At 46.4% G+C, this 12525-nt stretch carries 13 protein-coding genes; 6 read left to right on the top strand and 7 right to left on the bottom strand.

Features of this window, described 5'->3' with window-relative positions:
• Positions 1 to 58: 58 nt before the first annotated feature.
• The gene (locus tag ABD846_RS02205; protein ID WP_344822210.1) at positions 59 to 664 is read left to right on the top strand and encodes a DUF5606 family protein; all 606 of its coding nucleotides are present in this window, start codon (positions 59 to 61) and stop codon (positions 662 to 664) included.
• Positions 665 to 716: 52 nt separating this feature from the next.
• On the opposite strand, the gene ABD846_RS02200 is transcribed toward ABD846_RS02205, so the two are convergent.
• The 3 genes from ABD846_RS02200 to ABD846_RS02190 form a co-directional block, all read right to left on the bottom strand.
• Entirely contained in the window at positions 717 to 1553 is an 837-nt protein-coding gene (locus ABD846_RS02200; protein ID WP_344822208.1) for an MBL fold metallo-hydrolase, read from the bottom strand.
• 87 nt (positions 1554 to 1640) lie between these two features.
• Positions 1641 to 2336, bottom strand: coding sequence for a cell division ATP-binding protein FtsE (locus ABD846_RS02195; RefSeq protein ID WP_344822206.1), 696 nt, complete (start codon positions 2334 to 2336; stop codon positions 1641 to 1643).
• 66 nt (positions 2337 to 2402) lie between these two features.
• Entirely contained in the window at positions 2403 to 3632 is a 1230-nt protein-coding gene (locus ABD846_RS02190) for an NADP-dependent isocitrate dehydrogenase (RefSeq protein WP_344822204.1), read from the bottom strand.
• Between the two features lie 148 nt (positions 3633 to 3780).
• Here ABD846_RS02190 and ABD846_RS02185 point away from each other — a divergent pair, with 148 nt between their 5' ends.
• A complete protein-coding gene (locus ABD846_RS02185; protein WP_344822202.1) occupies positions 3781 to 3960 on the top strand; it encodes a hypothetical protein in 180 nt (59 codons plus the stop codon).
• 131 nt (positions 3961 to 4091) lie between these two features.
• On the opposite strand, the gene ABD846_RS02180 is transcribed toward ABD846_RS02185, so the two are convergent.
• The 3 genes from ABD846_RS02180 to atpD form a co-directional block, all read right to left on the bottom strand.
• Positions 4092 to 4721, bottom strand: a complete 630-nt coding sequence (locus ABD846_RS02180) for a porin family protein (RefSeq protein WP_344822200.1) — start codon at positions 4719 to 4721, stop codon at positions 4092 to 4094.
• Positions 4722 to 4861: 140 nt separating this feature from the next.
• On the bottom strand, positions 4862 to 5116 hold the full coding sequence (atpC, locus tag ABD846_RS02175; RefSeq protein ID WP_344822199.1) for an ATP synthase F1 subunit epsilon: 255 nt from the start codon (positions 5114 to 5116) through the stop codon (positions 4862 to 4864).
• A 3-nt stretch (positions 5117 to 5119) separates the two neighbouring features.
• Positions 5120 to 6625: a F0F1 ATP synthase subunit beta gene (gene atpD / locus ABD846_RS02170; RefSeq protein WP_344822198.1), complete on the bottom strand. Its 1506-nt coding sequence runs from the start codon at positions 6623 to 6625 to the stop codon at positions 5120 to 5122.
• Positions 6626 to 6803: 178 nt separating this feature from the next.
• On the opposite strand from atpD, the gene ABD846_RS02165 reads away from it, so the two are divergent.
• Positions 6804 to 7850, top strand: coding sequence for a hypothetical protein (locus tag ABD846_RS02165; protein WP_344822196.1), 1047 nt, complete (start codon positions 6804 to 6806; stop codon positions 7848 to 7850).
• Between the two features lie 119 nt (positions 7851 to 7969).
• The gene (gene hemW / locus ABD846_RS02160) at positions 7970 to 9136 is read left to right on the top strand and encodes a radical SAM family heme chaperone HemW (protein ID WP_344822194.1); all 1167 of its coding nucleotides are present in this window, start codon (positions 7970 to 7972) and stop codon (positions 9134 to 9136) included.
• Here the strand turns inward: hemW and ABD846_RS02155 are convergent.
• The gene (locus ABD846_RS02155) at positions 9133 to 9660 is read right to left on the bottom strand and encodes a hypothetical protein (RefSeq protein ID WP_344822193.1); all 528 of its coding nucleotides are present in this window, start codon (positions 9658 to 9660) and stop codon (positions 9133 to 9135) included. The two genes, hemW and ABD846_RS02155, sit on opposite strands and share 4 nt — an antisense overlap.
• A 213-nt stretch (positions 9661 to 9873) precedes the next feature.
• On the opposite strand from ABD846_RS02155, the gene ABD846_RS02150 reads away from it, so the two are divergent.
• On the top strand, positions 9874 to 10827 hold the full coding sequence (locus tag ABD846_RS02150) for an MlaD family protein (protein ID WP_344822191.1): 954 nt from the start codon (positions 9874 to 9876) through the stop codon (positions 10825 to 10827).
• A gap of 6 nt (positions 10828 to 10833) precedes the next feature.
• Positions 10834 to 12513 (top strand): OstA-like protein, encoded by a 1680-nt coding sequence (locus tag ABD846_RS02145; protein ID WP_344822190.1) that lies wholly within the window; start codon positions 10834 to 10836, stop codon positions 12511 to 12513.
• Positions 12514 to 12525: the final 12 nt, after the last annotated feature.

Here is a 12525-nt window from a genome sequence, read left to right as displayed (position 1 = left end):
TTACCCGAGAAAATAGACGCAAAAAAATTACATTTGCAATCTTTTTAATAACGACAATATGGAATACAGAGAAATTGTTGCCGTGACCGGAATAGGCGGGCTGTTTCAATTGCTTACTACAAAAAGCGACGGAGCGATTGTTCGCAACCTGACCGACAAAAGCACGAAATTTATTTCTGCACGTGTACACAATGTTACTCCTATCGAGAGTATTGAAATTTACACTAATGACGAAAACGTTCGTTTGCATGTAGTATTGCAGGCAATTAAAGATAACGAAGCGCAACATCCGCTGCCCGATACAAAGGCCGGCAATGATGCCGTTAAAGCTTATTTCAAAGCTGTTTATCCGAATCTGGATGAAGACCGCGTGTATGTAAGCGATATGAAAAAGATCGTGAAATGGTATGAGCTGTTGAAGAAGAACGACATGTTGAACTTCGATATGTATAACCAGGAAGAAGCACAGGCGGAAGAAACAGTTGAAGAAACAGAAGTGGAGGCTCCCGCAAAAAAAGCAAAAGCGAAAAAAGCAGCTGAAGAGGTAACGGAAGAAGTTGCAGAAAAACCTGCTAAAAAAGCACGAGCTAAAAAAGCAGTAGCGGAAGAAGGTGCCGAAGAAGCTCCTAAAAAAACAGCCCGCAAAAAGAAAACTGAAGAATAATTTTCTGAATACAGTATTACCGGAAGCAGCGCTTATGCGCTGCTTTTATTTTTTAAAACAGTGTAAGTTGTTGCGCCGGTATCCGGCGCAACGGCAGCACCGGCTCTTCCTTTACCTTGCCTGCCCCGTGCACCTGCCACAATGGACCAGCGGCAGTGCGGGATGCCACAGTGATCTCAGCAGTACCCGCATGCGGATCAAAAAGCTGCTGCACAATCTGCGGGCAATTATTTTCTGCCGATAAGTGCGCCAATATCAAATGACTCATATATGCGGGCTTGTGTTCCTTTACCAACGCCAATGCTTCGGTATTGGACAGATGTCCGTTCCCGCCCCTGATCCTGTGTTTCAGATGATAGGGATAGCGCCCTTTTTCAAGCATTTCCCCATCATAATTCGCTTCAAGAAATGCAGCATGACAACCGGAAAAGTGCTGCTTCAGTGATTCGCATACACGCCCCAGATCGGTAAATACGCCTACCCGGATCCCCTTGGATTCTACCACCACACTGAAGGGATCACCCGCATCATGGTATTTGGAAAAGGTGTCGATTGTAAATTCACCGAAACAGGTACGGCTATTTGCCTCAATCAGATGCAGGTTTCTGGTTTCGGGCCGTTGCCGCATGCGTGCTAAAGTTCCGTTGGTAAGAAAAACAGGCAGATCATATTTGCGCGATAACTGCTCCAGTCCCCTTATGTGGTCAATATGTTCGTGTGTGACCCAGATTGCCTTTACGAGACTGAAAGACAAGCCAAGCGCGTCTATCCGGCGCTCTGTTTCTTTGCAGGATATACCCGCATCCACAAGGATTGCTTCATGCTGTGTCCCAATGTAATAGCAATTCCCGTTGGAACCTGAATTTATAGCAGCAATGTGTAATCCCATAGACATAAAAGCAATCGCACGAGTCTCCTCTCTGTAATTTAAAAAAACGCCTGCAATTGCAGACGTTCTGTAAGATATTTTTTTGTCCTAACCGGGATAACCTGCGGCAGTCAGTTCCACCAGTTTGCCCTGTTCGATACGTACGATACGGCCGGGATATTTCTGCAGGATGGTATAGTCATGCGTTGCCATCACCATAGCAGTATTGTATTCTTTACAGATAGTGAGCAATAATTGCATGATCTCATCTGTGGTTTCCGGATCGAGGTTTCCGGTAGGTTCGTCCGCAATAATGAGTTTCGGATTATTGAGCAGGGCCCGTGCGATATCCACACGCTGCTGCTCTCCGCCGGACATTTCATGCGGCATTTTAAACCCCTTTCCTCTCAACCCTACTTTCGACAGTACGGATTCAATTTTCTCTTTCATTTTAGCCTTATCCGTCCAGCCGATCGCCTTCAGAACGAATTCCAGGTTGCTGAACACGTTCCTGTCGCTCAGCAGACGGAAATCCTGGAAAATGATGCCGAGGTTGCGGCGCATCAGCGGCACCTTTTTCCAGGTAAGATCTTTGAGGTTGAAACCTGCAATGTGTCCTTCCCCTTCTTTCAGATACAAATCGCCATAGAGGGTTTTCAGCAAACTGGATTTACCGCTGCCGGTTTTCCCGATCAGGTACACCATTTCGCCTTTCCGAACCTCCATGTTTACGTCCGACAAAATCAGGGAGTTGCCCTGATAAATATTTGCATTCCGTAACCAGACAATATTGTTCTCGTTCATATCTTCTTTTTAAATGCAGCAGCGTACGGAAGTACTTTTCCGTACGCTGTGCTCTCTGTAAAGCGCTTATTTATTCAATTTAGCTTTGAGTCCTGCATCCAGTGCATCCAGGAATTCTTCCGTATACAGGAAGTGTTCTCCGTGTTTTACGCTGTTACCATGGACACATACCGCCAGATCTTTTGTCATTTTACCAGACTCAACAGTTTCAATACAAACATCTTCCAGTGCCTGACAGAAATCAATCAGTTCCTGGTTATTATCCAGTTTACCGCGGAATGCCAGACCACGTGTCCATGCAAAAATAGATGCGATCGGATTGGTGGATGTTGGCTTTCCTTTCTGATGTTCCCGGTAGTGACGGGTAACGGTACCATGCGCCGCTTCTGCTTCCATAGTTTTACCATCCGGGGTAACCAGTACAGACGTCATCAGACCAAGGGAACCAAAACCTTGCGCCACCGTGTCACTTTGAACGTCTCCATCGTAGTTTTTACAAGCCCATACAAAGTTACCGTTCCATTTCAACGCACTTGCCACCATGTCATCGATCAGGCGGTGTTCGTATACGATACCGGCTGCGTCAAACGATGCTTTGAATTCATTCTGGTAGATATCTTCGAAAATATCTTTGAAGCGGCCATCGTATTTTTTAAGAATTGTATTCTTTGTGGAAAGATATAACGGCCATTTTTTGCTCAGAGCCATATTGAAGCAGGAGCGGGCGAAGCCTTTGATGGATTCATCAGTGTTGTACATAGCCATCGCAACGCCGTCGCCTTTGAAGTTGAACACTTCATGCTCGATCACCTGACCGTCCTCGCCTTCAAATTTAATGGTAAGCTTACCTTTTCCTTTAGTAACGAAATCGGTAGCGCGGTACTGATCGCCAAAAGCATGACGGCCTACGATAATCGGCGCATCCCAGTTGGTAACGAGTCTCGGAATATTGCTGATAACGATGGGCTCGCGGAATACAGTACCATCCAGGATATTGCGGATCGTCCCGTTAGGGCTTTTCCACATTTGTTTCAGACCGAATTCAGTAACACGTTGCTCATCGGGGGTAATTGTAGCGCATTTGATACCAACGCCATACTGCTTGATCGCATTGGCAGCGTCTACAGTTACCTGATCATTGGTAGCATCACGATGTTCTACGCCTAAATCATAATATTTAATGTCAACATCAAGATAGGGTAAGATCAGTTTGTCCTTGATAAACTGCCAGATGATTCGCGTCATCTCATCACCGTCCAGTTCTACAACGGGATTTGCAACTTTAATTTTTGCCATTGAAAAATGATTTAAAAAGATGGGGGCTAAGGTACAATTATAGCTGCACATATAACCCCGGGGCCAAGGAAAAAATGCCTCGATTTTGGTAATCGCAGACAATATTTTTTCTATAGAGACGTTTTATTCCGCAAACACCCTTTATAGAATGATCAAAAATCTACACTTAAAAGATACTGCCAAACGTGTCAAACATCGTCGTCCTCCGCTGCAGGACCTGACCGATCATCAATTTCAGCAACTGATAGCGGAAGATCTGCTGCAGCCCAGACAGGAAGCGGTGGCGGCACTACTGAGAAAGGTATCGGAGTTATCTTCGAAGTCGTAAAATACTTCCCGCAAAATACTGCATTAAGAAACAGGGGCAGACATTAAAGTAAGCACTTGTTTCTTAATGCAACCTAACGCAAAACGCCATTTGAAAATTATTCAAATGGCGTTTTACTATTTGTATCCCGGCTATAATGCTACCTGTGCGCCGATGTTGGCAATCAGACTGCTGTGTTTGAAATCGGTATAGGACTGATCAATCTTCACGTTTGTCAGGCCGGGCTGGAACCGGAAGGTTCCGTAAATGGATACTTTAGACGCCAGTTTAAATCCGACACCCACTTCTGCCAGAGCGGAAAGATCAAATTTCGAAACCATGGAAGTTACCGATTGAGAATATGTTTGCTGGCTCATAGGATAGGATAATTTATCTTTAGCCCCCAGAAGATACCCCGGAACGATTCCTATATTCGCAATGGCTGAAAATTTATTTCCCACAACAATTCCTACTTTCAACGGAAGCGCCAAATAGGAAAAGTTAAGCCTTTCGGTTGCTGTCTGATATCCATAAGTATTGTCTAAGTAGGACGCCTTCGCTCCCCTGTTTTCCAGATTCAGTTCTGCACCGATATTAATGAAATGAATCCGGTGGTTATACGTAACACCAAAAGACACACGCCCGTTGTAATCATCGTCTTCATTTCCGTCATATTTCAATTTGGAAAATGAATAAGCAGCACAGGCACCAATATAATTTTGCGCTTGCACGCCGGAGAACATTGCAAATACCAAAGGAATTGCAAGTAACGTTTTTTTCATGGGGATGGATTTAAGTGATTTATTTTTTACAATATTACAACTATATCGCTTAAATAAAAAACTGGTTTATAATAAATAAGCAGATATAAAACAAGAAAGCCCCACTCGACGAGCGGGGCTTTCAATCAATGTTGTATCAATCAGGCCATCGCCTTTGCATCTTCGATCAGAACAGAAACTTTATTGTTCAGTACTTCGGCAAAGCCGCCGCTGATTTCAAAAGATTCGGTACTGGATTTGTCTTTCAGGATTTTCATTCTGCCTTTCCCTAAAGATGCGATCATCGGAGCGTGATGCTCCAGTATTTCAAAAGAACCTTCAATACCCGGCAGCTGTATTCCGTATACATTGCCGCTGAATATTTTATGCTCGGGTGTTAAGATATCTAATTGCATTCCTTAGTTTTTAGCCTGCTCCATCAATTTTTTACCTTTCGCGATAGCATCGTCAATTGTACCTACCAGGTTGAAAGCTGCTTCAGGATACTCATCAACTGCACCATCCAGGATCATATTGAAACCGCGGATTGTCTCTTCGATCGGTACCAATACACCTTTCAGACCGGTGAACTGCTCTGCCACGTGGAATGGCTGAGAAAGGAAACGCTGTACTTTACGGGCGCGGAATACAACTTGTTTGTCTTCTTCGCTCAACTCGTCCATACCCAGGATCGCGATGATATCCTGCAGCTCTTTATAGCGCTGGAGAATGCTCTTTACGCGGTCGGCACAAGCATAATGCGCTTCACCCACGATAGCAGGAGTGAGGATACGGGAAGTGGAATCCAATGGATCTACCGCAGGATAGATACCCAGATCCGCAATTTTACGGCTCAGTACGGTAGTGGCATCCAGGTGAGCGAAGGTTGTCGCAGGAGCCGGGTCCGTAAGGTCATCCGCAGGTACATAAACGGCCTGAACAGATGTAATAGAACCGTTTTTAGTAGAGGTGATACGCTCTTGCATCAGACCCATTTCAGTAGCCAGTGTAGGCTGATATCCTACCGCTGAAGGCATACGGCCCAACAGGGCGGATACTTCAGAACCTGCCTGAGTGAAACGGAAGATGTTATCTACGAAGAACAGGATGTCACGACCTTTACCGCTACCATCGCCATCGCGGAAATATTCCGCCATAGTAAGACCGCTCAATGCAACGCGTGCACGTGCTCCGGGAGGTTCGTTCATCTGACCGAACACGAAGGTAGCTTTTGATTCTTCCAGGTTTTTAAGATCCACAGAACTCAGATCCCATCCGCCTTCTTCCATAGAATGGATAAATTTCTCGCCATATTTCACGATTCCGGCTTCGATCATCTCACGCATCAGGTCATTTCCCTCACGTGTACGCTCGCCTACGCCCGCAAATACCGACAGACCACCGTGGCCTTTAGCGATATTGTTGATCAGCTCCTGAATCAATACGGTTTTACCTACTCCGGCACCACCGAACAAACCGATTTTACCACCTTTTGCGTATGGCTCGATCAGATCGATAACTTTAATACCGGTAAACAATACTTCCGTTGCCGTGCTCAGTTCCTCGAATTTAGGAGGCTTCGCGTGAATCGGACGACCGTTTGCTTTGCTCACCTGAGGCAAACCATCGATCGCATCACCGGTAACGTTAAACAGACGGCCTTTAATTGCTTCTCCGGTAGGCATTGCGATTGCTTTACCTGTATCAACTACCTCCATTCCGCGCATCAAACCCTCGGTTCCGTCCATTGCCACGCAACGCACGCTGTCCTCACCAAGATGCTGCTGTACTTCCAGTACCACCACATCACCGTTTTCGCGTTTGAGTTCCAACGCGTTATAGATTGCCGGCAATTTGTTGTCGTTCGCAAAATGCACGTCCACAACTGGGCCGATGATTTGTTTAATTTTTCCGGAGTTTGCCATCTATGAAATATTAGAAAAGAATTATTGTTGGAAATTTTGCGCAAAAGTAAGATGATATTGCTAAAGTGCAAAAACCTTTTGATATTTTCCGGAAAAAAGTGCTTCATCCGGAAGCGTGACAAGCCCGCTCTTCTGCAATTTTTAGCCGAATTTTGTAATCGTACCTTTATTTGCAGCCATGGACGATGTTTTGATCGAATACAGAAAACCTTTTTATCCGGTAAACCCGGATCTGATGCACTACCTGGAGGTGAACAGCCGGCTTACCAAAATACAGATCAGTTACGAAGACCTGCTCCGCTTCAACGATTATACCCCGATTACAGACAAACATGGCAACGATACGCTCTGGCTCAGTGTATTTTACGCGCAAAGCGAACAGCAGGAGCTGATTGCAAACCTGAATAAAATATATACGCTGCTGCATTCGGACGGAGACACGGCCACGCTCCCTTTTCTTACCATCGACTCCATCGCTTTCTGCACATTCGGTAATTCCAAACCTTTCCGCATACGGGTCCGCAATATTCTTAATGACAACTACACGCATTATTATGTCAAAAAAGCAGATGCATCCCGTATTTACGGACTGGAATTGGAAGATATTATATCGCCGAACAGGGTCAACTTCCTTCTATATAACAATACACTCATAGAAGAGCATATTCTGGGTATACCCGGCGACGTCTTTATAGCAGAACAGTTGCAGCATTGCAGCGAACATGAAAAAGCGCAGCTGGCCAAAGAGTTTGTGAAGTTCAATGAGCGCTGTATGATCGGATTGCTCGGAGATATGAGAAGTTATAATTATGTGGTGATCCCTATCCACGATTTCGATCAGGTGGTGTACCGTATCCGCCCTATTGATTTTGATCAGCAGAGCTATGAGGGCAAAATTGAGGTGTATGAGCCGTTCCGCTTCAAGGAAAACAAGGCTATGCTTCAGCTTGTGACCGAAAAACTCAAACCAAGTTCCGTAGAACAATATAAAAAGGAGGTTCGTTCGGCTATTGTGAAAAGGATTATGAGCGACCTGGATCGATTTGATCACCTTATGGAGGTTGTGCGCAAAGACACCATTGCTCCGGAAGAGCATGTGCTGCAGTTGCGGGAAAGCCTTCTGAAGCGTACGTATATTGCCGGATTCGGCATATGCCAAACGATGGGAGCCATCATCGACACCGGATTCCGCTTTACGATGAAGAATTACCGCAGTAATTACTGATGATGCTGTAGCACACGAACCGGACGACGGTAGATCATCCGGCCGGGAGGATCATGCACATAAACATAGTTCAATAAAATTAAATAACAGTTTAGAAATCCGCACGTGTAGGAAATGCTATGCTCATTAGCGTATATTTCCCACCTTTGCAATCCATGGCGGGCATTTATATCCACATTCCGTTTTGCAGAAAAGCGTGTAACTACTGTAATTTTCACTTTTCCACTTCCCTTTCTCAGAAACAGGAGGTAGTGACGGCGATTATCCGGGAACTGGAAATCAGGAAGGACTTTCTGGAAGGGGCACCCATAGAAACTTTATACCTGGGTGGCGGAACACCTTCTTTGCTGAGCTATGACGACTTATCGCGGATTTTTGAGGCCGCGCAACGACAATTCAATCTGGATACTTTACGCGAATGCACACTCGAAGCCAATCCCGACGACCTGACTCCTTCCTTTCTCAGGGATCTCAGGCGCACGCCGGTCAACCGTTTCAGTATCGGTGTTCAATCTTTTCGTGATGATGACCTGAAGTATATGAATCGTGCGCACAATGCGTCCCAGGCAGAATACAGCATCAAAGCGTCACAGGATGCAGGCTTTGAACTGATCACAATCGACCTGATCTACGGCACACCGGGCCTCGACGATGCTGCCTGGAAACAGAACCTCGCAATGGTTTCCGAACTTTCTATTCCGCATTTCTCGGCATATGCCTTAACCGTGGAAGAAAAAACCGCCCTGCACCATTCGATTGCAAAAGGAAAACAGGCACCTGTGGATCCCGAACAAAGCGCCGCTCAGCTGGAATTGCTGATGGACTTAGCTCCGGCAATGGGTTTTGAACAATACGAGATTTCCAACTTTGCTAAGAACGGTCAATACGCCGTCCATAATACGAATTATTGGAGAGGCGTGCCCTATTTAGGTATCGGTCCCTCCGCACACAGCTTCGACGGGAAACGCCGTCGTGTAGCGAACATTGCCAATAATGCGCTGTACACAAAAGCCATGCTGCATAAAAAGCCGCTTACCGAAGAGGAGACACTCACGGAAGAGCAGCAACTGAATGAATATTTGATGACGAGCCTCCGCACTATCTGGGGTATGGACCTGAAGCATATTGAGGATTCATGGGGTATCAGTGCGGTGAAAGCGATCAAAAAAAACAGCCAGATCTTCCTGGAGAAGAAATGGCTGTCGGAAACAGTGGAATATAAGCTCCGCCTGACCAATGCCGGTCGCCTGTTTGCAGACCACATTGCGTCGGAACTGTTTGTTTAAAGGCGGAACGTTACCCCAAAGCGTACGTCGGACAATACGTTACCACCACCTACTTCGAGGTTCAGTCCGGCTGCACGTGAGAAGTAGTAGCGGCCGCCCAGCTGCAATCCTGCAGCGAGTCCGCCAACTCTGCGGTAAGTGTAATCGGGTGCACCCAAAGGACGGTCATATCCTTCAAAGCAATAGCCGATGTTCGCTCCGAGGTACAAATCCCAGTTGGACGGGATGTTGAACACACGGTTGAAGTGATAATTGGCAATTGCACTGATGGTTGTAGCCGAGAAATCATAGCGGTAGTCACGCCAGTCGGAATAATAACGGCGATAGCTCAGCATACCACCGATCGTAAAATCGCTTACATACGCTTCCACGCCACCGTACAGCGGAACTCCCCAGTTGGACAAACCGATCCCGGCGTTAATCAATACCAGCCCGTCGTTATAAGAACGTCCGCGCGTTGCGCTCTGCGCGATGCTTGTAGAACCTGCGGCCATCATGGCGGCGAAAATCATTGCTTTTTTCATAATCGTCAGTTTTTGGTTAGAGGAAAGAGAGAAGACCTGGAAGCAGGTCCGGCTCTCCGGAACAAAAGTATAACCGGCTACAGCCACAGCGCTTTCCTTTATTGTTTTTTTAAGATAACAGGACACCCTTCGTTTGGACTTCTTTTTGCTATTTTTGCGGAGCCGGTTGCATCAACAACTGATAAAAAATTCATCTACCAAAACAACCCTCATATGGCATTATCGAAAGAAGCAAAAACGGGATTAATGGTGGCTATTTCGATAGCGGTCATTGCAGTGGGTACTTATTACCTGAAGGGCTTCAACCTGTTCTCGTCTGAAAAAAAATATTATTGCTATTTCGACAACGTGGAAGGACTGGCAGAATCCTCTACTGTGCAGGTGAAAGGAAAAGTAGTGGGAAACGTGACCCGTATCATCCTGCAGGGTAACGACAAGGTGAAAGTGGAAATAGGCGTGAGCAAAAAGGTACAGCTTCCCCAGGGAACGGTAGCCGCTATCTTTTCTCCCGATCTGATGAGTGCAAAATCCCTGAAACTGGAGCTTGGCAACAGCAGCACTATCCTGAACGCAGAAGCAGAAATTCCTACAAAAATCATCCCGGGACCAATCGATAAAATCACCGGTCAATTGGACCCGATTATGACCAATGCGGGCCAAGTGATCTTACGCCTCGATTCGGTAATGCTCGCAATACAGACGGTGCTGGATGCTGAAACGCAGCAGAACCTGCACCAGAGTATGGCCTCTCTGGAGACAACCATGAGAAATTTCGCTTCGCTTTCGGCAAGCCTGAATAGGGAAAGTGCACAACTCGCCGGCGTTATCCGTAATGCGAACAGCATCACCGCCAACATTGCCAGAAACAGCGATAACATTGACGGCATCATGACCAATCTGCGCAGCACAACCGATAAGCTGAGTAAAGCGGAGCTGGATCAGATGGTAAACAAACTCGAGCAGACACTGAACGAAACCCAGATCCTTATGGGTAAGATCAACCGGGGCGAAGGCTCTCTGGGTATGATGGCCAACGACAAGCAACTGTACAACAATCTTTCCTCCAGCCTTACAAGCCTGGACAAATTACTCGACGATCTGAAAAAACATCCGAGCCGTTACATCAATATCCGCCTGTTCGGAAGAGCTCCGAAAGACAATCCATAAGCTATTTTGAAGACATCACAGCTGCTCCTGTTTTATAGCCGCGCATTCGTCGTTCTGTTGTTACTGCAATGGAACGCTTTTGCATTATACGCACAGTCTGCCGGACAGGAAAAAAATAAGCGCCTGCCGATCAACATTCTCGACAACGGGCAGGGAGAATCTATTACGAAAGACGGCATTACGCTGTTTAAGTTTTCCGACCATGTGATCTTCCAGCATGGCACCGACATCATGTATTGCGATACCGCCTACCTGAACCAGCAGCAGAATAGCATGGAGGCTTTCGGAAATATTAAAATCGTGCAGCAAAACGGCACGACAGCCGAAAGCGATTACCTGAGCTATACCGGCAATACCAAGAAAGCATATATGCGGGGAAACGTTGCGCTCAAAAATGCGGACGATAACCTCTGGACGGAAGAACTTGATTACAACCTGAATACCAAAATCGGCAACTACTACCAGGGAGGTACCCTTCAAAGCGGCTCCACCACCGTTTCCAGTACGCTCGGCACCTATAACGCCCAGACAAAAGAAGCCCGGTTTACAGAAGAGGTACTCGTGACCGACACTTCCTACAATATTGAAAGCCGGGACCTGGGCTACAATACGGACTCGAAGATGATGCGTTTTTTCGACACGAGCGTCGTGTACAATGAACGTTCTATTCTGCATACAAGCTCGGGCACATACGACTCCAAACTGGAGATCGCCAACTTTTATACAAGATCTTCCATACAGAACGAAGAACAATACATTGAGGGCGACTCACTTCATTACAATAAGCAGACGGGCATAGGCGAAGCTTACGGTAAAGTGATTATTCATGATACAACGGAAAAAGCTACGCTGTTCTGCGGAAGGGCCTTTGGCAATGATAAACTGAAAACGTTGCTGGCGGTAGATAAACCCGTGATGCGCAAGAAGAGTGAATCGGACAGTATGTTTGTCCGTGCGGATACTTTTTATTCAGCACACCTGGTATTCCGCGAAGAGCGTATTGCGGTTGCTCCGTCGGACTCGGCAACCGCTGCGACAGACACCGGGAAAAAACGCAGAAAGCAAACCGTTCCGCGTGAGCAATTTCAGATCATTCGTATACCGGATACTACCAGTCCGAAATATTACTCGGGATTCCACCATGTAAAAATATTTTCGGATTCACTTCAGGGACGATGCGACAGTATTTGCTTTACCGGGAAAGACTCTCTGATCCTGATGATGCAGTCGCCCATTGTATGGAGCCGCAAGAGCCAGGTAACAGGCGACACGATCAAGGCGTTTATCGACAGCGGTAAGATTTCCAAAATCGTTGTGCCGAATGATGCGCTTGTCGTTTCCAGAAGCGGTCCCGAAAAAGCAGACATTTTCAACCAGATACAGGGCCGGACCCTTACAGCTTACCTGGTAAATAATGAATTGGATTTTGCGATGGTCCGTCCCGATGCCGAGTGTATTTACTACGTCACAGACGATGCGGGCGCATATATCGGCGTGAGCCAATCAAAAAGCGAACGCATGAAAGTTTATTTCTCGAAAGGGGAAATTGACCGTATTTTTCAGATCCAGGAAGTGGACGGCAAATTATCACCGCTCCCTAAAGTAGACCTGCGCACCATGCGGCTGAGCCGCTTTCAGTGGCTGGACAAGCTGAGACCGAAAGAACTCTTCGAACTCTTCGAATAAAATATCACTGTA

Origin of the sequence: Rurimicrobium arvi (genome assembly GCF_039540495.1) — a bacterium.
In the GTDB taxonomy this organism is placed as follows: Bacteria; Bacteroidota; Bacteroidia; order Chitinophagales; family Chitinophagaceae; genus Rurimicrobium; species Rurimicrobium arvi.
This window is presented reverse-complemented; position numbering and strand designations above follow the sequence as displayed.

What these genes read in the sequence shown, in the direction of transcription:
- ABD846_RS02205 (WP_344822210.1), top strand. Translation starts at nt 59, where the DNA reads ATGGAATACAGAGAAATTGTTGCCGTGACCGGAATAGGCGGGCTGTTT.
- ABD846_RS02200 (WP_344822208.1), bottom strand. Translation starts at nt 1,553, where the DNA reads ATGGGATTACACATTGCTGCTATAAATTCAGGTTCCAACGGGAATTGC.
- ABD846_RS02195 (WP_344822206.1), bottom strand. Translation starts at nt 2,336, where the DNA reads ATGAACGAGAACAATATTGTCTGGTTACGGAATGCAAATATTTATCAG.
- ABD846_RS02190 (WP_344822204.1), bottom strand. Translation starts at nt 3,632, where the DNA reads ATGGCAAAAATTAAAGTTGCAAATCCCGTTGTAGAACTGGACGGTGAT.
- ABD846_RS02185 (WP_344822202.1), top strand. Translation starts at nt 3,781, where the DNA reads ATGATCAAAAATCTACACTTAAAAGATACTGCCAAACGTGTCAAACAT.
- ABD846_RS02180 (WP_344822200.1), bottom strand. Translation starts at nt 4,721, where the DNA reads ATGAAAAAAACGTTACTTGCAATTCCTTTGGTATTTGCAATGTTCTCC.
- atpC (WP_344822199.1), bottom strand. Translation starts at nt 5,116, where the DNA reads ATGCAATTAGATATCTTAACACCCGAGCATAAAATATTCAGCGGCAAT.
- atpD (WP_344822198.1), bottom strand. Translation starts at nt 6,625, where the DNA reads ATGGCAAACTCCGGAAAAATTAAACAAATCATCGGCCCAGTTGTGGAC.
- ABD846_RS02165 (WP_344822196.1), top strand. Translation starts at nt 6,804, where the DNA reads ATGGACGATGTTTTGATCGAATACAGAAAACCTTTTTATCCGGTAAAC.
- hemW (WP_344822194.1), top strand. Translation starts at nt 7,970, where the DNA reads ATGCTCATTAGCGTATATTTCCCACCTTTGCAATCCATGGCGGGCATT.
- ABD846_RS02155 (WP_344822193.1), bottom strand. Translation starts at nt 9,660, where the DNA reads ATGAAAAAAGCAATGATTTTCGCCGCCATGATGGCCGCAGGTTCTACA.
- ABD846_RS02150 (WP_344822191.1), top strand. Translation starts at nt 9,874, where the DNA reads ATGGCATTATCGAAAGAAGCAAAAACGGGATTAATGGTGGCTATTTCG.